This is a genomic window from Micromonospora sp. L32, from assembly GCF_052068055.1.
Lineage (GTDB): Bacteria > Actinomycetota > Actinomycetes > Mycobacteriales > Micromonosporaceae > Micromonospora > Micromonospora purpureochromogenes.
The window spans coordinates 168,397-192,935 of record NZ_JBQHDD010000005.1 but is presented as its reverse complement, the minus strand read 5'-3'; the positions used below and the strand labels follow the sequence as shown (position 1 = coordinate 192,935).

Below are 24,539 nucleotides of genomic sequence, written 5' to 3'. Positions count from 1 at the left end.
GGCGGCCCCGGGCGGACCTAGCGTCGGCGGTATGCCGACACAGATCGACGTGGTGCTGCCGTGCCTGGACGAGGCCGCCGCCCTGCCCGGCGTGCTGACCGCGCTGCCGCCCGGCTATCGGGCGATCGTGGTGGACAACGGCTCCCGGGACGGCTCGCCCGAGGTGGCCGCCCGGTACGGCGCCCGGGTGGTGCACGAGCCCCGCCGGGGGTACGGCGCGGCCGTGCACGCCGGGATCGAGGCCGCCGGGACGGAGCTGGTCTGCGTCCTCGACGCCGACGGCTCCTTCGCCCCTCGGGAGCTGCCCGCCCTGGTCGCCCCGGTCGCCGAGGGGATCGCCGACCTGGCCGTCGGCCGCCGCCGCCCGGTCCGCGTCGGGGTGTGGCCCTGGCACGCCCGCGCCGGCACCGCGCTGGTCGCCGCGCTGCTGCGGCACCGGGGCGTGCCACTGCGCGACCTGAGCCCGATCCGGGTGGCCCGGCGCGAGGCGCTGCTGGGTCTCGGCGTCACCGACCGGGCCTTCGGCTACCCGCTGGAGCTGCTGATCCGGGCCGCCGCGGCGGGCTGGCGGATCCACGAACTCGACGTCGCCTACGCCCCCCGTGCCGTCGGTACCCGCTCCAAGGTCTCCGGCTCGGTCCGCGGCACCCTGCGCGCCACCCGCGACTTCGCCGCCGTGCTGCGCAGCGTGGACGGTCCCCGGTGACCGTGCTGCTGGTGGTCGCCAAGGCGCCCGTGCCCGGCGCGGTGAAGACCCGGCTCTGCCCGCCCGCGACCGGCGTGCAGGCCGCCCGGGTGGCCGCTGCCGCGCTGCGGGACACCCTGGACGCCGTCCGGGAGACCCCCGGGGTGACGCCGGTGCTGGCGTTGGCCGGACTCCTCGCCGACGCCGAGGACGCCGCCGCGCTGACCGCCGCCGTCGCCGGCTGGCCGGTCCTGCCGCAGCGGGGCGCGGACTTCGCCGCCCGGCTGGTGCACGCCCACGCCGACGTCGCCGACGCCTTCCCGGGCCGTCCGGTGCTCCAGATCGGCATGGACACCCCGCAGCTGACCCCGGCGCGGCTGGCCGCCGCCGTACGCCGGCTGGCCGACGCCGACGCGGTGCTGGGGCGGGCCGCCGACGGCGGCTGGTGGGCGCTGGGGCTGCGCGACCCCCGGCAGGCGGTGGCGCTGCGCGCGGTGCCGATGTCGACCCCGGACACCGGCCGGTCGACCTGGTCGGCGCTGGCCGAGCGAGGGCTGCGTACCGTGCCGCTGCCGGTGCTGCGGGACGTGGACGACTGGTCGGACGCCCGGGCGGTGGCCGCCGCGGCCCCGGACGGCCGGTTCGCCCGGCAGGTCGCCGCGGTACGCCGGGCCATGGTGGTGCGGGCGTGACCGCGCCGACCGTGGACGGCTTCGCCGCCGCCCTGCGCGACCGGGGCGTGGACGCGCACTGGCTGGTGCCCGCCGACGGACTGCGCCGCCGGCTGCCGGTGGACCGCTGGCACGGCTCGGCCGACCCGGCGGACACGGCGGTGCTCGCCCGCTGCGCCGGCCCCACCCTGGACCTGGGCTGCGGACCGGGCCGGGTGACCCTGGCCCTGACCCGGTCCGGGCTGACCACCCTCGGGGTGGACGTGTCGGCCCGGGCGGTGGCGCTGACCCGGGCCCGGGGCGCGGTGGCCGTACAGGCCGACCTGTTCGGCCCGCTGCCGGCGGAGGGACGCTGGGCGCACGCGGTGCTGCTGGACGGGAACATCGGCATCGGCGGCGACCCGGCGGCGCTGCTGCGCCGGTGCCGGGCGCTGCTGCGGCCGGCCGGCACGGTGCTGGTGGAGCTGGAGCCGCCCGGGTCCGGCGCCTGGCAGGGGCAGGTCCACGTGCTGACCGGTCGGCGTCCGGGGCCGAGCTTCCGCTGGGCCTGGCTGGACACCGGCGCGGTGGCGGGCCCGGCCGCGGCGGCCGGGCTGGCCGTCGGCGAGGTGTTCCGGGCCGGCCGCCGCTGGTTCGCCGAGCTGACCCGCCCCTGACCGCCCGGCCGCGCCGGCCCGCCGGTCCGGGCGGGTGGGGTGTCCGACGGTCAGCCGTCGGCCAGCGGCAGCCGGACGACGAACCGGCACCCGCCGGCGACGTTGCGCACGTCGACCCGGCCGCCGTGCGCCTCGACCAACCCGCGCACGATCGCCAGGCCCAGCCCGCCGGAGCCCTCGGCGCCGCCGTTGCCCGGCCGGGGCGTGCGGGCCGGCTCGCCCCGGAAGGCCACGTCGAAGAGCCGGGGCAGGTCGTCCTCGGGGATGCCGCCGCAGGTGTCCGCCACGGCCAGCCAGGCGGCGTCGCCGTCGCGGCCCGCGTCGACCCGCACGGTGCCGTCGTCGGGCGTGTAGCGCACCGCGTTGAGCAGCAGGTTCCCCACCACCCGGGCCAGCTCCGGCTCGCTGGCGGTCACCGTCGGCCAGCCCGACTCGGCGGCGACCAGCCGGATCCGGCGGGCCGCGGCCAGCGGCGCGGTGCCGGCCAGGGCGTCGGAGACCACGTCACCCAGCGGCACCGCGGACAGCGACAGCCGCAACGCCCCGGCGTTGATCCGGGACAGTTCGAACAGGTCGTCGACGAGGCGGGTCATCCGGTCGGTCTCCACCCGGATCCGGCGGTGGAACTCGCGCACCGTCGCCGGGTCGGCGACCACCCCGTCCTCCAGCGCCTCGGCCATCGCCCGCAGCCCGGCGAGCGGCGTGCGCAGGTCGTGCGACACCCAGGCGACCAGGTCGCGGCGGCCCTTCTCGATCCGCCGCTCCCGCTCCCGCGCCTGGTCCGCCCAGACCGCCGCCGCGGCGAGCCGTCGGCCGAACAGCCAGCCGACGGCGAGGCTGACCACCGCCGCCGCGGAGACGGTGATGAGCACCACCTCCAGGTCGTGCGGGGAGAGGAACATCGCCTCGGCGATCACCGCGACCCCGGCCGCCACCGCGCTCACCGTCATCGCCAGCAGGACGGAGATGTGCACCGTGATCGACCGGCCGCGCAGCAGCCGCAGCGCCCCCGCGCCGAGCAGCCCGACGCAGCAGGCCGCGGCGAGCGCGGCCCCGAAGATCAGCGCGAGGTCAGCCATCGACCGGCTCGTACCGGTAGCCGACGCCCCACACCGTGACGATCCGGCGCGGGTCGGCCGGGTCGGCCTCGATCTTCTCCCGCAGCCGGCGCACGTGGACGGTGACGGTGGACTGGTCGCCGAAGCTCCAGCCCCAGACCCGCTCCAGCAGCTCGGCCCGGCGGAACGCCCGCGCCGGGTGCCGCATCAGGTGGGCCAGCAGGTCGAACTCGCGCAGCGTGAGGGCCAGTTCCCGACCGTGCAGCCGAGCCACCCGGGGGCCGGTCTCGACGGTGAGGCCGCCGTCGGTGAGCACCTCCGCCGCCGCGCCGGCCGGCTCGCCGCCGGCGCGGCGCAGCACCGACCGCACCCGCAGCACCAGCTCGCGCGGGGAGAAGGGCTTGCTCAGGTAGTCGTCCGCGCCCAGTTGCAGGCCGAGGATCCGGTCGGCCTCGTCGCCGCGCGCGGTCAACATCACGATGGGTACGCCGTCCGGGCGCTCCCGCAGCCGTCGGCAGACCTCCAGCCCGTCGACCCCGGGCAGCATCACGTCGAGCACGACCAGCTGCGGCGGCGCCGCGGCGACGGCGGCCAGCGCGGCGGCGCCGTCGGAGACGTGGTCCACCTGGTAGCCGGCGTGTTCCAGGTAGCGGCAGACCACGTCGCTGACCGTCCGGTCGTCGTCGACGACCAGCACCCGTTGCGGCACGGCGTACCTCCCCCTCGTGCCGGTCAGCGTAGCCGTGGGCCGGTCCGGCGCCGGGGCGCGGAAACCTTGCGATGTCCTTACGAACGATCCGGGCCGGCGGCGGGATCAGCCGGCGCGGGTGTCCGTCCGGGTGGCGCGGTCGGCCATGGCGTCGACCAGGTCGGCCCGGGCCCGGGCCACCCGCGACCGGATGGTGCCGACGGGACAGTCGCAGACCTGCGCCGCCTCGGCGTACGACAGGCCGAGGAGCTGGGTGGCGACGAAGGCCTCGCGCCGCTCGGCCGGCAGTTGCCGCAGCAGGGCGTCCAGCACCACGACGTTCTCGAACCGGCCCGCCGACGGCGGGTCGTACCCGTCGATGGTGGTGGCCGGTGGGCGGGCCCGCCGGGACCGGAGGTGGTCGGCGGCGACCCGCCGGGCGATGCCGAACAGCCAGGTCCGCGCCGAGGACCGGGCGGCGAACCGGGGCAGCGCGCGCATCGCCCGCAGGTACGCCTCCTGCACCAGGTCGTCGGTCTCCGCGTCGGCCAGCAGGTGGTGCAGGAACCGCCAGGTCGGGCCCTGGGTGGCCCGGACGAACGCGGCCAGCGCCAGCGGGTCGCCCCGCCCGGCGGCCAGCGCCCACGCGGTCACCTGCTCGTCGCCCTCGTCCACCACAGCCGCTCCCTCGTCCGCCACGCCCCCACCCCCTACGACGAAGCGTAGTAGGTCGGTTCTCCGGGTCGGCCGGTGGTACGGACGAACGGGCCCGCCGGTTCACCGGCTCAGGCGTCCGGGCAGCGTTCCGACAGGGCGTACCGGACCAGCACCACGTCACCGATCTGGCGGGCCTCGACCACCCGGGCCCGCCGGCCGGGGTGCCACGGGAACGGGCCGTCGCGGACGAAGCGGGGCGCCCGGGGATCGCCGACGAAGAACGGCGCGACCACCAGGTGCAGCTCGTCGGCGAGCCCGGCGGTGAGGAACTGGGCGTGCACCGACCCGCCGCCCTCCACCATCAGCCGGTCCACCCCGCGCCCGGCCAGGTCGGCCAGCGCCCGGGCCGGGTCCAGCGGGTCGCCGGCGTCCACCACGGTGGCCAGCCCGTCCAGCACCTCGCTGGTCTTCGCCACCGCCGGCGAGGCGCAGTACACGATCCGGTCGGCGTCGCCGACGGTGAAGAACCGGGCGCTCGGGTCGAGGTCGCCCCGCCCGGTCAGCGTCACCTTCACCGGCGACGGCGGCAGCCCGCGGTCCATCCGCGCCCGGCGCAGCCGCTCCGAGCGGATCACCAGCCGCGGATCGTCGCGGCGGACGGTGCCGGCGCCGACCAGGATCGCGTCGCAGCCGGCCCGGACGGCGTCGACCCGGGCCAGGTCGTCGGCATTGGACAGCAACAGCCGCTGCCCGGTGGCGTCGTCGATGTACCCGTCGATCGACGTGGCGCAGCTCAGCAGCACGTACGGCCGCGGGCCCGCCGGCACGGCGTCCATCTCAGGTCAGCGACGGCGAGTCGGCGGTGCGGGCGGCCGCCCGGCTCGCCTTCGCCGCGAGGTAGTCGGCGTTGGCGGGGGAGAGGTAGACCCCGGTGGGGACCACCTCCGTCACCGTCACGCCGAGCCCGTCGAGCTGCTCGGCCTTCTCCGGGTTGTTGCTCAGCAGCGCCAGCCGCCGCACGCCCAGCACCGCCAGCATCTGCGCGGCCGCCCGGTAGTCGCGTTCGTCCTCGCCGTGCCCGAGCGCCACGTTCGCCTCGTACGTGTCGAGGCCGGCGTCCTGCAACGCGTAGGCGTCCAGCTTCGGGTACAGGCCGATGCCGCGCCCCTCCTGCCGCAGGTAGAGCAGGAACCCGCCGGCGTTGGCGATGCGCTCCACCGCCTCGCGCAGCTGCGGACCGCAGTCGCAGCGCTGGCTGCCGAAGACGTCCCCGGTCAGGCACTCGCTGTGCGGGCGGACCAGCGGCGCCGGCCCGGCCGACTGCCGCCGCAGCGCGCCCGCCCAGTCGCCGAGCCCGAACGCCAGGTGCTCCCGCCCGTCCACCAGCCCCTCGAAGGTGAAGACCCGGGCCGTGGTGGCGTACCCGTCGGGTAGGCGGAGGGGGACCGTGACCTGGGTGCGGACCGTGGCGACCGGAAGTGCTCCGTACATGTGTCTCCTCCGTCAGGCGCTGCCGGCCAGCCCGGCAGCGGGTACCGCGGCAGAACCGCCCTGGCCCACCGTACGAGGCGTGGACCGGTACGGGTACCGGGCCGGAAGCCGGCCCAGCAGCAGCACGGCGGCGCCGGGCAGGGCGGCGACGACCACCAGCGCCCCGTACACCAGCGCGGTGGACACCCCCTGGGCGGCGCCCAGGCCGGCGGCCCCGAACGCCCAGGCGGCCACCCCCTCGCGCGGGCCGAACCCGGCCACGTTCGCCGGCAGCCCCATCGCCAGCAGCGCCAGCAGGGTCAGCGGCAGCAGTTGCGCCAGCGGGGCGGTCGCGCCCGCGACCCGGGCCGCCACCAGGAAGGTGCCCAGGTGGCCGACGACCGCCACCGCCGAGGCGAGCAGCACCCCCGGCCCGGTCCGGCGGGTCAGCAGGCCGGCGCGGACGTCGGCGGCGGCAGCGCGCAGCGCGCGGGCCCGCCGGGACGGGCCGGAGCGGGGCAGCGCCCGCGCCACCAGCACCACGCCGAGGGCGACCGCCAGGGCCAGCGCGGTGGCCTCCGGCAGCCAGGGCCGCACCGGCGACGGCAGCGCCAGCAGCAGCGCCGCGGCGAGCGTGACCTGGACGACCTGACCGGCGCTGCGTTCCCAGACCACCGCCCGCACGGCCCGGCCGAGGTCGCCGGCCTCCCGGCCGTGGCGGACCGCCCGGTGCACGTCGCCGAGCACCCCGCCGGGCAGGGTGGCGTTGAGGAAGACCGCCCGGTAGCAGTCCGCCACGGCGGTGCCCAGCGGGAGTCGGACGCCGAGCCCTCCGGCGACCAGCCGCCACCGCCAGGCGCAGCAGACGGTGCTGAGCGCCCCGAGCAGCAGCGCCGCGACCACCGCTGCGGTGTCGATGCGGCGTAGCGCGGCCAGCGCCGGGCCGGTGCCCAGCCACCACAGCAGCGCCGCCACCAGCGCGACGCCGCCGAGGTTGCTCACCCAGGCCCACCTTGGACGGACCGGGGTGCCGGGGGTGTCGTGGGCAGCCTGTGGCACGCGGGGCCTCCTGTCGAAGATCTCTCCCTCCTCCACGTACCGGCCGGCCGTCGGGTTCATTCCACCCCGGCGAGCAGGTCGTCGTGGCCCACCGTGACGGTCAGCCGGCCCGCCGCCGCCTCGGCCAGCCGGCGGCGGGCGTACCCGGTGATCCGGGCGGCCAGCTCCGGGCGCTGCTCGACGGCGGCGTCGCACCAGCCGGTGAACCACTCGGCGATCAGCGCGTCCTGCCCGGCGCCCAGCCGCCAAGGGCTGGACCGGACCGCCACGGGAACCCCGTGCCGCCGGAACGCGGCGACGGTGGCCGCGGCGGCGTCCGGCCCGAGCAGCCGCCGGCCGTCGACGGTACGGCGTTGGTGCGCGTCGAACGCGGCGGCGACCGCCGCGTCCAGATCATCCGGCGGGTCGAGCCGCACCCGGCCGATGACGGAGAGCGTGAACAGGGTCGGGCGGCCCGCCCCGACGCAGGCCGTCACGATCGCCTCGATCTCCTCGGCGGTCAGCATGTCCAGCAACGCCGAGGCGGTGACCAGGTCGCCGCCGGCCAGGTCGGCGGCGGTGAGCCGGGTGATGTCCGTGCGCCGCGTCTCGACGCGCACCGGGCTGCCGTCGGCGGCGCACGGCGGGGCGGCGAGGGCCCGGTCGAGCAGCCCCGGGTCCCGGTCGTAGAGGACCCAGTGCTGCGGGCCGGGCAGCCGGGGAGCCAGCCAGCGTGCCATCGAGCCGGTGCCACTGCCCAGGTCGTGCACCACGAGGGGCTGACCGGCGGCCAGCCGGGCGCGGACCCGGTCCACCAGGTCGTCGGCGCGGGCGGCGGCGTCGGCGGGCTCGCGCAGCGCGAGCCAGTCGGCGAAGGGGTCGGTGACGTGCGTGGTCATTCCCTCACTCCGTTCAGGACGTGGGCGATCGCGGCGGCGGCGTCCGGCCAGCCGGCCAGGCCGTCCCGGCGGGCCAGGGCCGCCTGCCGCAGCCGGTGCCGCAGCGGCGCCCCGGTGAGCCAGCGCCACAGCGCGCCGGCCAGCGCGGCCGGGTCGTCGGCGGGTACCAGCAGGCCGGGCGGCTCGCCGTCCGGGGCCCGGCCCAGCGCCTCGGGCACCCCGCCCACCCGGGTCGCGAGCACCGGCAGGCCGCGGGCCAGGGCCTCGGTGACCACCATCCCGTACGTCTCGGCGTGCGAGGCGAGCACCAGCAGGTCGGCGGCGGCGTACGCGGCGTCGAGGTCGGCCCCGGTGCGCGGTCCGGCCAGCCGTACCCGCCCGGCCAGCCCCCGCTCGTCCACCAGCCGGCGCAGCCCGGCGACGAAGCCGGGATCGCGGGTGAGCGCGCCCACGCAGTCCAGCGTCCAGGGCAGGTCGGCGACCTCGGCCAGGGCGCGGACCAGCACGTCGTGTCCCTTGTGCGCGGTGACCGCCGCGACGCAGAGCAGTGCCGTGCCGGCGCCCGTGCCAATCGCCGGTGGTGCCGGGTCCACCCCGGGGGTGGCCACGTGCACCCGGTCGGCGGGCAGCGGGTACCGGTCGAGCAGGCGGCGGCGGGTCCACCCGCTGGTGGTGACCACCGCGACGGCGCAGGCCAGCGCGGCGGCCTCGGTGTCGTCCTCCAGCGGCATGTGTACCAGCACCACCAGCCGCAGCCGCCGGGCGTGCGGGGCCAGCACCTCCGGCACGGCCGAGGCGACCAGCCCGTCGAGCAGCACCACCGTGCCGTCGGGCAGCGTCGCGAGCACCCCGGCCAGGCGGGTCCGCGCCGGCGGGTCGGGGCGCGGCCACCGCCCGGGTACGCCGTGCTCGCGCACCGCCCACCCCCGCTCGGCGAGGCCCCGGCAGACCCGGCGGTCGTACGTGTTGCCGCCGCTCGGGGTCGCCGGGTCGTCGATGTCGCCGGGGAGGACGACGTGCACCACGGGCACCGGCTACAGCGACCGCTCGTAGCTGGCCCAGGCGATGTGCGACTCGTGCAGCGTCACCGTGATCCCGGCCAGCTCGCGGGCCCCCGGGCCGAGCCCACCGGCGTGCGCCCGCTCGGCCAGCCGGTCCGCGACCGTGCGGCACAGCACCTCGGTGGTGGTGTTCACCCCGGCGAAGGCCGGCTCGTCGTCGAGGTTGCGGTAGGTCAGCTCGGCGAGGACGGCCCGCAGCTCCTCGGTGGCCCGGCCGATGTCCACCACGATGCCGTCCGCGTCCAGCTCGGCGCGGCGGAAGGTCGCGTCCACCACGAACGTCGCCCCGTGCAGCCGCTGCGCCGGCCCGAAGACCTCGCCCCGGAAGCTGTGGGCGACCATCATGTGGTCCCGTACGGTCACGCTGAACACGGCGTCACTCCCCGTCGTAGGTGATGAGGTGGCACAGCGCGGGGAGGCTCCCCGCGGCCAGTCGGTCGAGCACGTCGGGCAGGTCCGCGAAGCCCGACCGGCCGGTGAGCAGCGCGTCGAAGGCCGGGTCGGCGAGCAGCTCCAGGGCCAGCGCCATCCGGTCGGCGTAGCTTCGCCGCCCCGCCCGGGCCGGCGAGACCGTGCCGACCTGGCTGCTGCGGATGGTCAACCGGCCGGAGTGGAACGACCCGCCCAGCGACAGCCGTACCGGCCGGTCGCCGTACCAGCTCAGCTCGATCACCGTGCCCTCCGGGGCGAGCAGGTCGATCGCGCGCTGCAACCCCGGGCCGGTCGCGCTGGCGTGCACCACCAGGTCCCGCCCGTCGGCCGCGTCGTCGGGTGACGCGAACCCGACGCCCAGCGCCGCGGCCACCGCCGCCCGCGCCGGATCGGGGTCCACCAGCTCGACGCGTACCCCGGGGAAGCGGGCGAGCAGCGCCGCGACGGCGCAGCCCACCATGCCGGCACCCACCACGCTGACCCGGTCACCGACCAGCGGCGCGGCGTCCCAGAGCGCGTTCACCGCCGTCTCCACCGTGCCGGCCAGCACCGCCCGGGCCGCCGGCACGCCGTCGGGGACCGGCGTCACGGCCGAGGCCGGCACGACGTACGCGCTCTGGTGCGGGTGCAGGCAGAAGACGGTACGCCCGCGCAGCCGCGCCGGACCGGCCTCGACCACGCCGACGCTGAGGTAGCCGTACTTGACCGGGGCGGGGAAGTCGCCCTCCTGGAACGGGGCGCGCATCGCCGCGTACTGGTCGGCCGGCACGCCGCCGGTGAAGACCAGCGTCTCGGTGCCCCGGCTGACCCCCGAGTACCGCGCGCGGACCAGGACCTCGTCGGGGCCCGGCGCCGGTAGCGCCACCGGGCGGATCTCACCCACGCCGGGGGAGCGGAGCCAGAAGGCGTGGGCGTCGCGGATCACGCGGATGTTCTCCTCATCTGGCTGCCGGACCGAACCGAACGGCCACCCGCTCCGTGTTTCCTGTCGAGGCCGTCGATCATAAACACGGAGGCAGGGTGTCCAAGGTTCGAACCGGTCCGGTGATCGGCCTGACCGCCCAGATCGTCCTGCTCGCCGGGCTGGCCGCGACCGTCGGGCTCGACGTCGCCGGCTGGCTGGCCGGCGTCGCGTACGGCATCGGGCTCTGCGGGGCGCTCGACCGTGGCCTGCGCCGGCGCGGCGCGCACCGGTTGGGCCCGGCCGACCGGGTGACGCTGACCCGGGCGGTGCTCGTCGGCGGGGTGACCGCCCTGGTGGTGGACGCCATCGACGCGGCGGCGCCGCTGGCCGTGCTGGTGCCGATGGCCACGGTGGCGCTCGCCCTGGACGCCGTCGACGGCTGGGTGGCCCGGCGCACCGGCACCGCCAGCGCGCTCGGCGCCCGCTTCGACATGGAGGTCGACGCCTTCCTGATCCTGGTGCTCAGCGTCCACGTGGCGCCGTCCACCGGCGGCTGGGTGCTCGCCATCGGCGCGATGCGGTACGCCTTCGTCGCGGCGAGCTGGGTGCTGCCCTGGATGCGCGGGACGTTGCCGCCGCGGTACTGGCGCAAGGTGGTGGCCGCGGCCCAGGGGGTGCTGTTGCTGGTCGCCACGGCGGAGGTGCTGCCCGCGCCGGCGACCGCCGTCGTGGTGGCGGCCTCGCTGGCGTTGCTGGTCGAGTCGTTCGGCCACGACGTCGGCTGGCTCTGGTGGCACCGCCGGGTCCGGACCGCCCCCGTACGCCGTCCGACGCCGGCTCTCCGGCCGGTGCCGGAGACCGTCGCCGAGCGCCCGCTCGCCGCGCACCAGCCCGTCTGAGCCGCACCGATCACCCGGCCGGACGGCCGGGGACAGCCCAGGGAAGGGACATCGCAGTGTCACTGCTGTCGCGCCTGCGCCGCCGGGCCACGGTGGACGGACCGGCCGATCCTCCCGCCGCGGGGGATTCCGTCGACGCTGTGGCGGATGACGCCGTGGCCGGTGGACGGGGACGGGGGCGTACCGTCGCGGCGCGGGTGACCACCGTGGCGGCCGGCCTGCTCGTGTTCGCCGTGCTGGTGGCGCCGAACCGGCTCGACCAGCTCGGCCCCGCCGCGTTCCTGCGCATCCCGGTCGAGGGGCTGGTCGCCGCCGCGCTGCTGCTGGTGCTGCGCAACGCGGCCCGGCGGGCGGTGGCGGTGCTGTGCGGCGTCGCGCTCGGGCTGCTCGCCGTCGTCAAGCTGCTCGACATGGGCATGTCCGCCAGCCTCGCCCGCCCCTTCGACCTGGTCCTCGACTGGGTGCTGCTGGACGACGCGTACGGCTTCGTCCGCGACTCCGTCGGCCGGGCCGGCGCGGTCGGCGCGATCGTGGCGCTGGTGGCCGCGGTCGGCGCGCTGCTGGTGCTGACCACCCGGTCGGTGCTCCGGCTGACCCGGCTGGTGGCCCGGCACGACCGGCGGGCGGTCCGGGTGCTGGCCGGGTGCGCCGCGGTCTGGGTCGCCGGCGCGACGATCGGCGTGCCGGTCGCCGACTCGGGCACGTCCAGGCTGGTCGGCCAGCATGTCGGTCAGGTCGGTGCCGGGCTGCGGGACCGGGAGGCCTTCGCCGCCGAGGCCGCCGCCGACGCCTTCCGCGACACCCCGGGCGATGAGTTGCTCACCGCCCTGCGCGGCAAGGACGTGATCGTCGCGTTCGTGGAGAGCTACGGCCGCGACGCGGTGCAGGACCCGGAGTTCGCCCCGCAGGTCGGCGCGGTGCTCGACGGCGGTACGCGCCGGCTCGCCGAGCGGGGTTTCCACGCCCGCAGCGGTTTCCTCACCTCACCCACCGCCGGCGGGGGCAGTTGGCTGGCGCACGACACCCTGCTGTCCGGGCTCTGGGTGGACAACCAGCAACGCCACCTCAGCCTGCTGGCCGGCGACCGGCTCACCCTCAACGGCGCGTTCCGGCGGGCCGGCTGGCAGACGGTGGGGGTGATGCCGGCGGCCACCCAGCCCTGGCCGGAGAAGACCTTCTTCGGCTTCGACCGCTACCACGACGCGGCCGGGCTCGACTACCGCGGCCCGAAGTTCAACTACGCGCCCATGCCGGACCAGTACACGCTGGCCACCTTCCAGCGGCGGGAGCGGGCCACGCCGGGGCACGCGCCGATCATGGCGGAGATCCCGCTGATCTCCAGCCACTCACCCTGGGCGGCGATCCCCCGGATGCTCGACTGGGACCACGTCGGCGACGGGTCCATCTACCGCCGGCCGACCTCGGTCGCCGCCAACCCGAAGGACGTGGTGGGGCGCAGCGCCACCGAGGTCCGCACCGGCTACCGGCGCTCCATCGAGTACTCGCTGAACAGCCTGATCTCCTACGTGGAGACGTACGGCGACGACGAGCTGGTGCTGGTCTTCCTCGGCGACCACCAGCCCGCGCCGGTGGTGACCGGGGAGAACGCCAGCCGGGACGTGCCGATCACCATCCTGGCCCACGATCCGGCCGTGCTGGCGCGGGTCGCCGCCTGGGGCTGGGACGACGGGCTGCGGCCCGGCCCGAGCGCGCCGGTCTGGCGGATGGACACCTTCCGGGACCGGTTCCTCAGCGCCTTCGGCCCGCAGCCGCCGGCCGGGGCGGCCGCCCCGCCGTCGCCCCGCTGAGCCGGAGGGGTTCCGGACGGAGCGGACGAGCCTCCGGCGAGCCAGCCCGGATAGGCTGATCGGCCCCGGCGAGACGACAGACAGGAGCACCGTGGGTAGGCGGTCGGAGGTCGCCCAGGCGGTCACGAGTGGCGGCCTGGCGGTCATCGCCCACACCTGGTGCGGCACGGCCGCCGCAGATGCACTGTGGATCGGAAGGGATTCGCCCGCCGAGTGGACCTTCTACTTCGGCGCAGCCAGCTGTCTTCTCCTGCCGGTGACCGTGGCTGCGGGTTGGTTGCTGACCCGCCTGCCCCGGACCAGGTACCTCGGGCGGGGTGCGCTCGTGGGGACAGCGACCGTGACCGTCCTCGCCGCAGCGGCGGCGGTGACGGGGTGGGCGCCACCGTGGATCAGCGAAGGCTGGACCGGCACCGGCTGGACCTGACGGCGAGCGGGGCGGGCACACTCACCCGGCACGCCGTCGCGACACCCGCCGGACTTCGGCCGGGAAACGACCGGCGGCTCAGGTGTTCGGCAGGCCCAGCGCCTCGTCGACCCGGCCCAGCACGGCCGCGTCGTCCACCCCGACCCCGCGCAGCAGGTCGATGGCGGTGGCCCGGATCTGGCCCACGATCATGATCAGTGGCAGCGGCGGGTCGGCCCGGAGCATCCGGGCGGCGAGGCGTACCGCCTCCAGGGCGGCGTGGTCGGCGCGTTCCGCGTGCCGGTCCGCGTCCGAGTGTCCACCGAGGTCGGTGGAGAGGGCGTCGGCGGCGGCGCGCACCGCCTCGCCGAGCGCCCGGATCGCCTCGCCCAGCTCCGGCGGGGCCGGCGTGCCGAGCCGGGTCAGCGTCACGCCGTTGCGGGCCAGCACCCGGATGTTGCGTACCGCGTAGTCGAGCTGGTGGCAGGTGGCCTCGACCTCCGCCACCTGGTCGAGGTGGCGGCGCTTGCGGACCCGCAGCCGCAGCGACTCGCTGCAGGCCTGCACGGCGACGCGGAAGCGGTCCACGCAGCCGTCCACCTCGCGGGCCCGGTCCAGCGCCGCGCGGGCGGCCTGCTCGTCGGCGCCGGCCAGGGCCCGGTCGATCCGGTCGAGCAGGTCGGCCAGGTCGCCGTAGGTGCGCCGGGCCTCGGCGACGAGCGGGCCGAGCGGGTCCCGGGCCACCATGAGCTGGCTGGCGGCCAGCGCCACCGCACCGCCGATCAGCGCGTCGACGAACCGGAACGGCACCAGCCCGCCGCCCTGCGGCGCGGCCACCGCGACCAGGTAGAGGGCGGAGACGGCGGCCTGGACGGTGAGCGTGCTGCTCGCTCCGATGGTGAGCATGAGGCCGATGGTCAGCAGCAGCACGAGGAAGACGGTGCCGGTGCCCGGGCCGAGCGACTGCACGGCCAGGTCCGCGGCGAGCACCCCGGCGGCCACCCCGAGCACCATCTCGACGGTCTGCCGCAGTCGCTTCCCGCGCGCCTCGCCGAGCACGATCAGCGCGGCGCTCGGCGCGAAGAACGGATCCGGGTGGCCGATCAGCCGGGCCGCGACGATCCACGCGACGGTGGCCGCCGCAGCCGCCTCCAGCGCCGGCCGCCAGCCCTGCCGCAGCCGGCCGACGGCGGACCCCGCCCACTTCCGGGCCATGCCCGCCATCGCGACTCCTCCGGCCGTACGCCGGATCTTGGTGTCCGGTCAGGACGTCGGCACTACCCGGGAGGCCGCAGCCGGCAAACGTGGACGGCGGGTGGCGGGCACCACCAGCGGCGTGCCGGTCTCTGGGTCCTCGACGATCCGGCACGGCAGCCCGAACACCTCCTGGACCAGTTCGGCGGTGACCACCTCGCGCGGGTCGCCCTCGGCGACCACCCGGCCGTCGCGCATGGCGATCAGGTGGGTGGCGTAGCGGGCGGCGTGGTGCAGGTCGTGCAGCACCGCCACCAGCGTCCGGCCCTGCTCCTCGTGCAGCCGGGCGCACAGGTCCAGCACCTCGATCTGGTGGGCGACGTCCAGCCAGGTGGTCGGCTCGTCGAGCAGCAGCAGCGGCGTCTGCTGGGCCAGCGCCATGGCGATCCAGACCCGCTGCCGCTGCCCGCCGGAGAGCTCGTCGACCGGCCGGTCGGCCAGTTCGGCGACGCCGGTGGCGGCCATCGACTCGGCGACCACCCGTTCGTCCTCCCGGGACCACTGCCGCAGCAGCCCCTGGTGCGGGTACCGGCCGCGGGCGACCAGGTCGGCCACCGTGATGCCGTCCGGCGCCACCGACGACTGGGGCAGCAGGCCGAGGGTACGGGCCACCGCCCGGGACGGCAGCGCGTGGATGTCCCGCCCGTCGAGCAGCACCGTCCCGGCGCGCGGCCGCAGCGTCCGGGCCAGGGCCCGCAGCAGCGTCGACTTGCCGCAGGCGTTCGGCCCGATCACCACGGTGAACGACCCGTCCGGTACGGCCACCGACAGCCCTTCCGCGACGATCCGCCGCTCGTACGCCAGGGTCAGCCCGACCCCGTCCAGGCGTGGGTTTCCCGACACGTGATCTCCCTCAGTTCCGTCCGGCCCGCCGCGCGGCGAGCAACCACACCAGGTACGTCCCGCCGAGCACGCCGGTCACCACGCCCACCGGCAGTTGCTGGCCGGCGAGGGCGCGCTGCGCCACCAGGTCCGCCCCGACCAGCAGCACCGCACCGGTGAGCGCCGAGGCCACCAGGTTCGGCCCCGGCGCGCGGGTGAGCCGGCGGGCCAGGTGCGGGGCGGTGAGCGCCACGAAGGAGACCGGCCCGGCGGCGGCCGCGGCGACGGAGGCGAGCAGCACCGCCGCGCCGAGCAGCACCTGCCGGACCCGGGTCACCGGCACGCCCAGCGCGGTCGCGGTCTCGTCGCCCAGCTCCACCATGGCCATTGCCCGGCCGCCGGCGAGCACCACCGGGGTGAGCGCCGCGAGGGCGCCGAGCAGCGGCACCGCCTGCGACCAGCCGCGCCCGTCCAGGCTGCCGGTGAGCCAGAGCACCGCCCGGGCGGCGTCCATCAGCGGCGCCCGGGTGAGCAGCCAGCCGTTGACGCCGGTGAGGATCGCCGTGAAGCCGATGCCGACCAGCACGAGCCGGTGACCGGCCAGGCCCCGGGCGCCGGCGACGGCACGGATGAGCAGGCCGGTGCAGATCCCGGTGGCCAGCGCCGCGCCGGACAGCGCGAGGCTGCTGCCGCCGAGCACCACGGCGATCAGTCCGCCGGTCGCCGCTCCCTGGGTGATACCGATCATGTCGGGGCTGCCCAGCGGATTGCGCAGCAGCGTCTGGACCACCGCGCCGGACAGCGCCAGGGCGGCCCCGACGCCCAGCGCGGTGACCAGCCGGGGCAGGCGCAGCTCGCCGACGATGAACTCCTCGGCCGCGGTGCCGCCCCCGGTCAGCGTGCGCAGCACGTCGGCCGGGCTCATCGGGTAGTCGCCGCCGCCGACGGCGAGCACGCCGAGGCCGGCGGCGAGCAGCACGGCGGTGGCGACGACGACCAGCGATCGGGGACGCCAGCGCAGTGACCGGCCGCCGGGGGTGCGGAGCACGGTCATCGCCGGGCCACCAGACGCAGGAAGAGCGGGCCGCCGAGCACGGCGGTGACCAGGCCGACCTGGAGTTCGCCGGGGCGGCCCAGCACTCGGCCCAGCACGTCGGCGCCGAGCAGCAGGACGGGCGCGTACAGCGCGCAGGCGGGCAGCAGCCAGCGCAGGTCCGGCCCGGTCAGCACGCGGACCAGGTGCGGCACGAGCAGCCCGACGAAGACGATCGGCCCGCAGGCGGCGGTGGCCGCGCCGCAGAGCAGCGTGATCGCCGCGATGGCGGCGCCGCGCACCAGGGCCGGCCGGGCGCCGAGCGCCCGCGCGGTGTCGTCGCCCAGGGCCAGCGCGTTCAGCGACCGTGCGCCGGCCAGGGCGACCAGCAGGCCGGCCAGCACGAAGGGCGCCACGGTACGCAGGGTGGCGAACTCGGCGTTGGCCAGCGAACCGACCGTCCAGAACCGCAGCCGGTCCAGCGAGGCGGAGTTGAGCAGCATGACCGCGCTGACGTAGGAGTAGAGCACCGCGTTGAGCGCCGCCCCGGCCAGCGCGAGGCGGTCCGGGGTGGCCCGCCGGCCGCCGCCGACGGCGTACACCCCGACGGTCACGGTGGCGGCGCCGAGCAGGGCGAACCAGATCCAGCCGCCGGCGGTGCCGACGCCGAGCAGGGCGGTGGCGGAGGCGACCGCGGCCGCCGCGCCGGCGTTGATGCCGAGCAGTCCCGGGTCGGCCAGGGGGTTGCGGGTGAGCGTCTGCATCAGCGCCCCGGCCACCCCGAGCGCCGCGCCGGCGACCAGGCCGAGCAGCGTGCGGGGCAGGCGCATCCGGTGCACCACCGCGTGTTCGGGGGAGGCGGCGGAGACCAGGCCGTGCCAGACCTCGGTGGGGGAGAGCGGTCGGGCGCCGATGGCGATGCTCAGCACCGCGACGACGAGCAGGAGCAGCAGCCCGGCGGCGAGCGCCGCGGCCGGGCCGGCGCGGCGGGTGGGTGGCGCCGGCGCCGGGGCGGCGGCGAGCGTGGTGACGGACAGGGTCGGCTCCGGGGGGAAACGGCATGGCACCGGTTGACTTCGGGTTAGGTTAGGTTAACCTAACCCCGCCATCGCGGATCATCGCGGTCCTGTCCTGATCGAAAGACGTCATCATGCCTGCTTCCATGTCCGCCCGCGGACTCTCCCGCCGGGGCCTGCTCGCCGCTGGCGGCGCCACCCTCGCGACCCTCCTCGTCGGCTGCGGCCAGGCCGACAAGCCCGGCTCCACCAGTGCCAAGGGCTCGACCGGCCCCTGGTCGTTCACGGACGACCGCAACCAGAAGATCGAGCTGTCGAGCACCCCGACCCGGGTCGTCGCCTTCACCGGGGTCGCCGCCGCGCTGGTCGATTTCGGACTCGACTCGCAGATCGTCGGCGTGTTCGGCGAGACCACCCGCAGCGACGGCTCCGTCGACCCGCAGGCCGGCGGCCTCGACGTCGACCGGGTCACCGTGCTCGGCAACGTCTGGGGCGAGTTCAACGTCGAGAAGTACGCGGGGCTGCGCCCCGAACTGCTGGTCACCCACATGTACGACCCCGGTGCGCTCTGGTACGTGCCGGACGAGAGCCGCGACAAGATCCTCGCCCTGGCGCCCAGCGCCACCGTCACCACCGCCCGGGTGCCGATGACCCGGCCCATCGAGCGGTACGCGGAACTGGCCCGCTCCCTCGGCGCCGACCTGAACGCGAAGAAGGTCACCGACGCCAAGGCGCGCTTCGAGGCCGCCGCCGAGTCGGTCCGCCAGGCGGTCAAGGCCAACCCCGGCATCCGGGTACTCGCCGCCTCCGGCAGCCCCGACCTGTTCTACGTCTCCAACCCGAAGGTCAGCACCGACCTGATGTACTTCGCCGAGCTGGGCGTCGACATCGTGGTGCCGAACAAGCTCGCCACCGGCGACTACTTCGAGAGCCTGAGCTGGGAGAACGCCGGCAAGTTCCCCGCCGACCTGATCCTGCTCGACAACCGGTCCACCGCGTTGCAGCCCAAGGACCTCGCGGCCAAGCCCACCTGGCAGCAGCTGCCCGCCGTCCGTGCCAACCAGGTCACCCCGTGGGACGCGGTGCCCCGCTTCTCGTACGCGGGCGCGGCGCCGCTGCTGGAGAACCTCGCCACCGCCATCCGGTCGGCCAAGCGGGTCGGCTGACGCCGTGACGACCGGCTCCGCGACCCGGGTCGCTCTCCGCTACCGCTTCTATCAGGCCCAGGTCCGGCACACCCGGCGCATCGGCGCCTCGCTGATCCGGGTCACCCTGACCGGCGAGGAGCTGGCCGCGTTCGCCGGCGGCGGCCGGGACCAGAGCGTCTCGCTCTTCCTGCCCCACCCGGGCCAGCCGGAGCCGGTGGTCCCGCTCGATGCCGGGGACGACTGGTACGCGCGCTGGCGGGCCACCGACCCGGCCGTCCGCGCGGTGATGCGCTCCTACACCATCAGCGGGCAGCGGCCGGAGGCGTCCGAGGTGGACGTCGACTTCGTCCACCACGGTGACAGCGGCCCGGCCACCCGGTGGGCGGGGCGGGCCCGGCCGGGGGACCGGATCGTCCTGCTCGGACCCGCCGAGCGGGACAACCGCAGCGTCTGCTTCCGGCCCCCGCCCGGCACGGACCATGTCCTGTTGGCCGCCGACGAGACGGCGCTGCCGGCCGCCGCCGGCATCCTGGCCTGGCTGCCCGCCGGTGCCACCGTCCGGGCGTGGATCGAGGTGCCGGACGCCGCCGACGTGCGCGAACTGCCCACCGCGGCGAACGCGGAGGTGTGCTGGCTGGTCCGGGGCACCACCCCGCCCGGCAGCGGCCTGCTGGTCGAGGCGATCCGCGCCGCCCGGCTCCCGGCCGGCGTCCCGTACGCGTGGATCGCCGGCGAGTCCTCGACGGTCCGGGCGGTCCGCCGGCACCTGGTCACCGACCGCGGCCTGGACCGGCGGCGGGTGACCTTCGCCGGCTACTGGCGGCGCGGCGCATCCGAGGAGCAGCTGCGCGCGGAGGCGGACGCCTGACCGGCCTGGCTGTCCGCGGCCGCGGCGCGTGCCGCGGGGCCGGTCCGCGGCTGCCCCTCGGTGCGGCGACGTCGCTCCCCGGCGGGGCGACCGAGGTCCCGCGCCCCGCCGGGCCGCATGTCGTCAGTCGTCGAGGACGGCCAGGTCGAGCCGGCGCAGCCGGTCGCTGTCGGAGAGCACGTCGATGGCGACGATCCGGCCGTCGGTGACGGTGAAGCCCATCACCGAGATCGGCCGGCCCTGCGCCGCGACCACGGCGCCGGCGGCGCCGTTGACCAGCGCCGGCCGCATGAACGGGTAGAGCCGTCCGAAGGTGACCGCCTGCCCGGCGACCGTCTCCGCGCCGGTGAGCACCACCGTGTGGCGGCTGCCCGGGCCGCCGTCGGAGCGCAGCACGACGTCGGGGTGCAGCACGGCGACGAGCGCGTCGAAGTCGCCGTCGCGGGCGGCGGCGAAGAACGCCTCGACGACCTCCCGCTGCCGGGCGAGGTCCGGGTCGGGCACGGGGGCCTGCCCGCGTACCCGCCGTCGGGCGCGGCTGGCCAGTTGCCGGGCCGCGGCCGGGGACCGCTCGACCATCGGGGCGATCTCCTCGAACGGCACGGCGAACATGTCGTGCAGGACGAACGCGAGCCGCTCGGCCGGCGTCAGCGTCTCCAGCACCACCAGCAGCGCCAGCCCGACCGAGTCGGCCAGCACCGCGGCGTGTTCGGGGTCGTTCCCGGGCTCGCGGCTGATCACCGGCTCGGGCAGCCGCACGTCGAGGGGTTCCTCGCGGCGGCGCTCCCGCGAGCGGAGCGCGTTCAGGCAGACCCGGGCCACCACGGTGGTCAGCCAGCCGCCGATGTTCTCGACGGCGCCGGTGTCGGCCCGGCTGACCCGTACCCAGGCGTCCTGGACGGCGTCGTCGGCCTCGCTCACCGAGCCGAGCATCCGGTACGCCACCGCCCGGAGCCGGGTCCGGTGCTCCTCGAACCGCTGCGTCAACCACTCCTGCTCGTCGACCGCTGTCACGTCGCCCCCTCGTCGCGTCTCACAGCAGTAGACACAGCCGAGCCGGCCGATGTGACCCCGGGTCGGTGAGTGGGTGCGGCAGCAGCCGGCCTGGACGGGTGCGGACCCGGGCGAGCGGTCCCGCCCGGGAAGCGTCAGGCGGCCTCGGCGGCCGTCCGGGAGCGGCGGTGGGGCAGGGCCGTCAGGTCGCCCTGCGACTCCTCCCGCCGGTCGTCGCGAACCGGGCCGGTGACCTCCTCGGGGGCGTCGCCGGAGAGGGCCAGCGCCCGCTGCGCCTGGCGGGCGGCGTCGCACGGCCACTCCTGGTGGTCGCAGAGCAGGTTGTCGCAGTGCCCGGTCTCGTCCGGCTGGTGCGCGTCCGCCACGCCGGCGGCGAGCCGCCACAGGAGCGGATCGGTCACCCCGGCGGGCGCGGTGCCCCGGTCGCGCGGCTCTGGGCGGTCGGTCTCGGACACGGTCTCCCCCTCTGTCGGTACCGGGGGAAACTCTCCACCTCCCGCGTCCGGTAAACGCCTTCGTGGAGTGGTCAACGCCACGTTGACTGATTGACCTGTGCCGGTCCTGGGCACCAGCACCGGATGACGACTCGACGGGTGACCCCGGAAAGCCTCGGCGCCTGGCTGGTCAAGGGCAACGCGGACGCGGTCGACCTGGGGTCCCGCTTCGCCGCCGACCCCAGAGTGCGGAGCTGGTGCGTCCGCCCCGGCTACCGCACGGCGCTGATGCGGGCGGGTCAGCCGGTGGTCCTCTGGGCCAGTGGCAGCCGACGCCGGCTGGCGTACGGGGTGTGGGGTGTCGGACGCCTGGCCGGGCCGGCCGTGCCGGGGGCGCCGGGGGAGCCCTGGTCGGTGCCGCTGGAGTTGACGGTGCTCGACCCGGGTGACCGGGTGCCCCGGGAGCGGCTGCGCGCCGACGCCCGGCTGGCCGGGGCGGAGGTCCTCCGCCAGCCGCAGGGCGCCAACCCCTCCTGGCTGACCGTGGCCGAGTTCGCCGCGCTCCGGGAGCACCTGCCACCGGCCTGAGCCGGCCTCCGCTCACCACCGCCCGGTTCCGGAGGTTTGCGGCGTGTGGTCCGGGGCATCCGGGGCCACACGGCCTTCGACGGAGGTGGTTGACATGGTGAACAGACCCGGCCGAGGGGCATCGGCGACCGCCGTGTCGCCCGTCCGTCGCGCCGCCCAGGCGGCCGGCGTGCTCTTCCTGCTGATCGGGGTGCTGGGTTTCATCCCCGGCGTCACCACGAACTTCGACACGATGATGTTCGCCGGGCACCACTCGAAGGCGAATCTGCTCGGGCTCTTCCAGGTGTCGATCCTGCACAACCTGGTACACCTCGCGTACGGCGTCGCCGGGCTCGCCCTGGCGCGCACGGTCTCCGGCGCGCGCACGTTCCTGCTCGCCGGTGGGGCCATCTACCTGGTGCTCTGGCTCTACGGCGTGGTCGTCAACCACGAGAGCGGCGCCAACTTCGTTCCGCTCAACAACGCGGACGACTGGCTGCACCTCTTCCTCGGCCTCGGCATGATCGGGCTGGGGGTGGCATTGACCCGCCGCCCCGCCGGCGGCCGCCGCTGATCCTCGTCCGACGACGCCGCGCTCCCGCGAGGGGCGCGGCGTCGTCGTGTGTGACCGACGCCCCTGCAGCCTTGCCTATGCAACTCGTTGCATAGCAGGATGCCCGCATGGCCCTCGAGCACGCGATCCTGGTCTCCCTGTTGGAGCAGCCGGCCTCCGGCTACGAGCTGGCCCGCCGCTTCGACCGCTCGATCGGCCGGTTCTGGACCGCCACCCACCAGCAGATCTACCGGGTGCTCAAGCGGATGGAGACCGACGGCTGGGTCACCGCCGAGGAGGTCGGCCAGGACGGCCGCCCCGACAAGCGGTGCTGGTCGGCCACGGCCGCCGGGCAGAGCGCGCTCGCCGACTGGCTGCGCGCGCCCGTGCAGCCCGAGGCGGTCCGGCACGAGCTGGCCGTCAAGATCCGCGGTGCCGCCTTCGCCGACCGCGCCGGCCGCGCCGACCTGGTCGCCGAGGTCGAGCGCTACCGCGCCGACCACGAGGCGGTCCTCGCCAGCTACCTGGCCGGCGAGCGCCGCGACTTCCCGGCGCCCGACCCCGGCGACGCCCGCGCGGCACTCCAGCACGTCGTGCTGCGCGGCGGCATCGCGTACGAGCGGATGGTGCTGGCCTGGCTCGACGACGTCCTCGCCACCCTGCGCGACCTCGCCCGCTGACCCCACCCTCCGGAAAGGACCCCCATGGCCGACCCGTTGCTCAACCCGCGCACCTACGACCCCGCCCACCTCGACTCCGAGTCCCGCCGGCTGCTGCGCGCCACCGTCGACTTCTTCGAGCAGCGCGGCAAGAAGGTCCTGGTCGACAGCTACAACGACCACACCTGGTACGGCGACTTCCTCGACTTCGCCGCCAAGTCCGGTCTCTTCGCGGCGTTCTGCACCCCGGCCGCCGACGGTGCCGGCGACCCGGCCAAGCGCTGGGACACCGCCCGCAACGCCGCGCTCAGCGAGGTGCTCGGCTTCTACGGCCTCGGCTACTGGTACACCTGGCAGGTCACCGTCCTGGGCCTCGGCCCGGTCTGGCAGAGCGACAACGCCGCCGCCCGGGCCCGCGCCGCCACCCTGCTCGACGCCGGCCACGTGATGGCGTTCGGCCTCTCCGAGCGCAGCCACGGCGCCGACATCTACTCCACCGACATGCTGCTCACCCCGGACGGCGAGGATGGCTTCCGGGCCACCGGCGGCAAGTACTACATCGGCAACGGCAACGTCGCCGGCCTGGTCTCGGTCTTCGGCCGCCGCGCCGACGTGGACGGCCCCGACGGGTACGTCTTCTTCGCCGCCGACAGCCGGCACCCCGCGTACCACCTGGTGCGCAACGTGGTGAACGCGCAGATGTACGTCAGCGAGTTCCGCCTGGAGGACTACCCGGTGCGCGCCGAGGACGTCCTGCACACCGGGAAGGCCGCCTTCGACGCCGCCCTCAACACCGTCAACGTCGGCAAGTTCAACCTCTGCACCGCCTCGATCGGCATCTGCGAGCACGCGATGTACGAGGCGGTCACCCACGCCCACAACCGGGTGCTCTACGGCCGGCGGGTGACCGACTTCCCGCACGTGCGCCGCGAGCTGACCGACGCGTACGCCCGGCTGGTGGCGATGAAGCTGTTCAGCGACCGGGCGGTGGACTACTTCCGCTCGGCCGGCCCGGACGACCGCCGCTACCTGCTGTTCAACCCGATGACCAAGATGAAGGTAACCACCGAGGGCGAGAAGGTCGTCGACCTGCTCTGGGACGTCATCGCCGCCAAGGGCTTCGAGGCGGACACCTACTTCGACAAGGCCGCGCGGGACATCCGGGGCCTGCCCAAGCTCGAAGGCACCGTGCACGTCAACCTGGCCCTGATCCTGAAGTTCATGGCCAACTACCTGTTCCGGCCGGCCGAGTTCCCGCCGGTGCCGACCCGGCACGACCCGGCCGACGACGAGTTCCTGTTCCGGCAGGGCCCGGCCCGGGGGCTGGGCGCGATCCGCTTCCACGACTGGCGGGCCGCGTACGACGCGCACGCCGGCGTGCCGAACGTGGCCCGGTTCCGGGAGCAGGCCGACGGGCTCTGCGCGCTGCTGGCCGCCCACGCGCCGAGCGAGGAGCAGCAGCGCGACCTGGACTTCCTGCTCGCCCTCGGGCAGTTGTTCGCGCTGGTCGTCTACGGCCAGCTCATCCTGGAGCAGGCCGCGCTGACCGGCCTGGACGCCGACCTGCTGGACGAGATCTTCGACATCCTGGTCCGCGACTTCTCCGGCCACGCCACCGAACTGCACGGCAAGGCGGCCACCACCGACGCGCAGGCGGCGTGGGCGCTGACCCAGGTCCGCCGACCGGTCGCCGACCCGCAGCGCACCGCCCGGGTCTGGTCCCAGGTGGAGGCGCTCTCCGGCGCCTACGAGATGAACCCCTGACAGACCGCCGCCCCTCGCCGCCCCCCGCCGGCGCAGGGTTGGCGCACGGTTTGCGGCGTGTCGGGGTGTCCGAGC

26 protein-coding genes and 1 pseudogene are annotated in these 24,539 nt (G+C 76.1%); 11 read left to right on the top strand and 16 right to left on the bottom strand.

All coding sequences use genetic code 11. From position 1 onward, the window contains the following. The first annotated feature begins 31 nt into the window (after positions 1-31). The 3 genes from ACTMTB_RS15800 to ACTMTB_RS15790 are packed head-to-tail and all read left to right on the top strand — an operon-like array spanning position 32 to position 2,012. Positions 32-706, top strand: a complete 675-nt coding sequence (locus ACTMTB_RS15800; protein WP_358009356.1) for a glycosyltransferase family 2 protein — start codon at positions 32-34, stop codon at positions 704-706. Further along, on the top strand, positions 703-1,377 hold the full coding sequence (locus ACTMTB_RS15795) for a TIGR04282 family arsenosugar biosynthesis glycosyltransferase (RefSeq protein WP_441146281.1): 675 nt from the start codon (positions 703-705) through the stop codon (positions 1,375-1,377). The genes ACTMTB_RS15800 and ACTMTB_RS15795 overlap by 4 nt, the downstream gene beginning before the upstream one ends. Next, entirely contained in the window at positions 1,374-2,012 is a 639-nt protein-coding gene (locus ACTMTB_RS15790; protein WP_441146279.1) for a methyltransferase domain-containing protein, read from the top strand. The genes ACTMTB_RS15795 and ACTMTB_RS15790 overlap by 4 nt, the downstream gene beginning before the upstream one ends. Positions 2,013-2,062: 50 nt before the next feature. On the opposite strand, the gene ACTMTB_RS15785 is transcribed toward ACTMTB_RS15790, so the two are convergent. From ACTMTB_RS15785 to ACTMTB_RS15740, 10 genes are all read right to left on the bottom strand, one after another. Beyond that, a complete protein-coding gene (locus tag ACTMTB_RS15785; protein WP_441146277.1) occupies positions 2,063-3,091 on the bottom strand; it encodes a sensor histidine kinase in 1,029 nt (342 codons plus the stop codon). Beyond that, a complete protein-coding gene (locus ACTMTB_RS15780; RefSeq protein ID WP_441146275.1) occupies positions 3,084-3,779 on the bottom strand; it encodes a response regulator transcription factor in 696 nt (231 codons plus the stop codon). Before ACTMTB_RS15780 ends, ACTMTB_RS15785 begins: the two co-directional genes overlap by 8 nt. A gap of 105 nt (positions 3,780-3,884) precedes the next feature. Further along, positions 3,885-4,457 carry a sigma-70 family RNA polymerase sigma factor gene (locus tag ACTMTB_RS15775; protein ID WP_441146273.1) on the bottom strand — a complete coding sequence of 191 codons (573 nt, stop codon included), beginning with the start codon at positions 4,455-4,457 and terminating at the stop codon, positions 3,885-3,887. A gap of 86 nt (positions 4,458-4,543) precedes the next feature. Next, positions 4,544-5,251: a RibD family protein gene (locus ACTMTB_RS15770; protein WP_441146271.1), complete on the bottom strand. Its 708-nt coding sequence runs from the start codon at positions 5,249-5,251 to the stop codon at positions 4,544-4,546. 1 nt (position 5,252) lies between these two features. Then, complete coding sequence (locus ACTMTB_RS15765; protein ID WP_441146269.1) at positions 5,253-5,906, bottom strand: GTP cyclohydrolase II; 654 nt, start codon at positions 5,904-5,906, stop codon at positions 5,253-5,255. A 12-nt stretch (positions 5,907-5,918) separates the two neighbouring features. Next, a complete protein-coding gene (locus tag ACTMTB_RS15760; protein ID WP_441146267.1) occupies positions 5,919-6,944 on the bottom strand; it encodes a lysylphosphatidylglycerol synthase domain-containing protein in 1,026 nt (341 codons plus the stop codon). 56 nt (positions 6,945-7,000) lie between these two features. Next, the gene (locus ACTMTB_RS15755) at positions 7,001-7,822 is read right to left on the bottom strand and encodes a class I SAM-dependent methyltransferase (RefSeq protein WP_441146265.1); all 822 of its coding nucleotides are present in this window, start codon (positions 7,820-7,822) and stop codon (positions 7,001-7,003) included. Further along, positions 7,819-8,853 carry a glycosyltransferase family 4 protein gene (locus tag ACTMTB_RS15750; protein WP_441146262.1) on the bottom strand — a complete coding sequence of 345 codons (1,035 nt, stop codon included), beginning with the start codon at positions 8,851-8,853 and terminating at the stop codon, positions 7,819-7,821. Before ACTMTB_RS15750 ends, ACTMTB_RS15755 begins: the two co-directional genes overlap by 4 nt. 3 nt (positions 8,854-8,856) lie before the next feature. Next, entirely contained in the window at positions 8,857-9,255 is a 399-nt protein-coding gene (locus tag ACTMTB_RS15745) for a 6-pyruvoyl trahydropterin synthase family protein (protein WP_088961569.1), read from the bottom strand. Between the two features lie 4 nt (positions 9,256-9,259). Continuing rightward, positions 9,260-10,240, bottom strand: a complete 981-nt coding sequence (locus ACTMTB_RS15740; protein ID WP_441146260.1) for a zinc-dependent alcohol dehydrogenase — start codon at positions 10,238-10,240, stop codon at positions 9,260-9,262. 95 nt (positions 10,241-10,335) lie between these two features. Here ACTMTB_RS15740 and ACTMTB_RS15735 point away from each other — a divergent pair. Together ACTMTB_RS15735 and ACTMTB_RS15730 are read left to right on the top strand one after the other, a co-directional pair. Then, positions 10,336-12,926 (top strand): annotated as a pseudogene (locus ACTMTB_RS15735) (CDP-alcohol phosphatidyltransferase family protein). A gap of 91 nt (positions 12,927-13,017) precedes the next feature. Next, positions 13,018-13,353 (top strand): hypothetical protein, encoded by a 336-nt coding sequence (locus tag ACTMTB_RS15730; protein ID WP_441146258.1) that lies wholly within the window; start codon positions 13,018-13,020, stop codon positions 13,351-13,353. Positions 13,354-13,431: 78 nt separating this feature from the next. Here ACTMTB_RS15730 and ACTMTB_RS15725 read toward each other — a convergent pair whose 3' ends face one another. From ACTMTB_RS15725 to ACTMTB_RS15710, 4 genes are read right to left on the bottom strand one after another with little or no spacing between them, the layout of a single operon-like run. Continuing rightward, positions 13,432-14,556, bottom strand: a complete 1,125-nt coding sequence (locus ACTMTB_RS15725; protein WP_441146256.1) for an FUSC family protein — start codon at positions 14,554-14,556, stop codon at positions 13,432-13,434. Positions 14,557-14,595: 39 nt separating this feature from the next. Further along, positions 14,596-15,396, bottom strand: a complete 801-nt coding sequence (locus tag ACTMTB_RS15720; RefSeq protein WP_346539900.1) for an ABC transporter ATP-binding protein — start codon at positions 15,394-15,396, stop codon at positions 14,596-14,598. A gap of 43 nt (positions 15,397-15,439) precedes the next feature. Further along, positions 15,440-16,462: a FecCD family ABC transporter permease gene (locus tag ACTMTB_RS15715; protein WP_441146254.1), complete on the bottom strand. Its 1,023-nt coding sequence runs from the start codon at positions 16,460-16,462 to the stop codon at positions 15,440-15,442. Further along, the gene (locus tag ACTMTB_RS15710; protein ID WP_441146252.1) at positions 16,459-17,508 is read right to left on the bottom strand and encodes a FecCD family ABC transporter permease; all 1,050 of its coding nucleotides are present in this window, start codon (positions 17,506-17,508) and stop codon (positions 16,459-16,461) included. Before ACTMTB_RS15710 ends, ACTMTB_RS15715 begins: the two co-directional genes overlap by 4 nt. An 83-nt stretch (positions 17,509-17,591) precedes the next feature. Here ACTMTB_RS15710 and ACTMTB_RS15705 point away from each other — a divergent pair, with 83 nt between their 5' ends. Together ACTMTB_RS15705 and ACTMTB_RS15700 are read left to right on the top strand one after the other, a co-directional pair. After that, positions 17,592-18,623: an ABC transporter substrate-binding protein gene (locus ACTMTB_RS15705; RefSeq protein ID WP_441146250.1), complete on the top strand. Its 1,032-nt coding sequence runs from the start codon at positions 17,592-17,594 to the stop codon at positions 18,621-18,623. 4 nt (positions 18,624-18,627) lie between these two features. Further along, positions 18,628-19,473 carry a siderophore-interacting protein gene (locus tag ACTMTB_RS15700; RefSeq protein ID WP_441146248.1) on the top strand — a complete coding sequence of 282 codons (846 nt, stop codon included), beginning with the start codon at positions 18,628-18,630 and terminating at the stop codon, positions 19,471-19,473. Between the two features lie 123 nt (positions 19,474-19,596). Here the strand turns inward: ACTMTB_RS15700 and sigJ are convergent, their stop codons facing one another. Together sigJ and ACTMTB_RS15690 are read right to left on the bottom strand one after the other, a co-directional pair. Further along, positions 19,597-20,487 carry an RNA polymerase sigma factor SigJ gene (gene sigJ, locus ACTMTB_RS15695; RefSeq protein ID WP_441146246.1) on the bottom strand — a complete coding sequence of 297 codons (891 nt, stop codon included), beginning with the start codon at positions 20,485-20,487 and terminating at the stop codon, positions 19,597-19,599. 134 nt (positions 20,488-20,621) lie between these two features. Continuing rightward, the gene (locus ACTMTB_RS15690; RefSeq protein WP_441146244.1) at positions 20,622-20,942 is read right to left on the bottom strand and encodes a hypothetical protein; all 321 of its coding nucleotides are present in this window, start codon (positions 20,940-20,942) and stop codon (positions 20,622-20,624) included. Positions 20,943-21,065: 123 nt separating this feature from the next. Here ACTMTB_RS15690 and ACTMTB_RS15685 point away from each other — a divergent pair, with 123 nt between their 5' ends. The 4 genes from ACTMTB_RS15685 to ACTMTB_RS15670 all read left to right on the top strand — a co-directional run bounded on the left by ACTMTB_RS15685 (position 21,066) and on the right by ACTMTB_RS15670 (position 24,464). After that, positions 21,066-21,509, top strand: coding sequence for a hypothetical protein (locus tag ACTMTB_RS15685; RefSeq protein WP_441146242.1), 444 nt, complete (start codon positions 21,066-21,068; stop codon positions 21,507-21,509). A 94-nt stretch (positions 21,510-21,603) separates the two neighbouring features. Further along, positions 21,604-22,062 (top strand): DUF4383 domain-containing protein, encoded by a 459-nt coding sequence (locus ACTMTB_RS15680; protein WP_441146240.1) that lies wholly within the window; start codon positions 21,604-21,606, stop codon positions 22,060-22,062. 107 nt (positions 22,063-22,169) lie between these two features. After that, positions 22,170-22,721 (top strand): PadR family transcriptional regulator, encoded by a 552-nt coding sequence (locus ACTMTB_RS15675; RefSeq protein ID WP_154936336.1) that lies wholly within the window; start codon positions 22,170-22,172, stop codon positions 22,719-22,721. Between the two features lie 24 nt (positions 22,722-22,745). After that, on the top strand, positions 22,746-24,464 hold the full coding sequence (locus ACTMTB_RS15670) for an acyl-CoA dehydrogenase (RefSeq protein WP_441146238.1): 1,719 nt from the start codon (positions 22,746-22,748) through the stop codon (positions 24,462-24,464). The last annotated feature ends 75 nt before the right edge of the window (positions 24,465-24,539 follow it).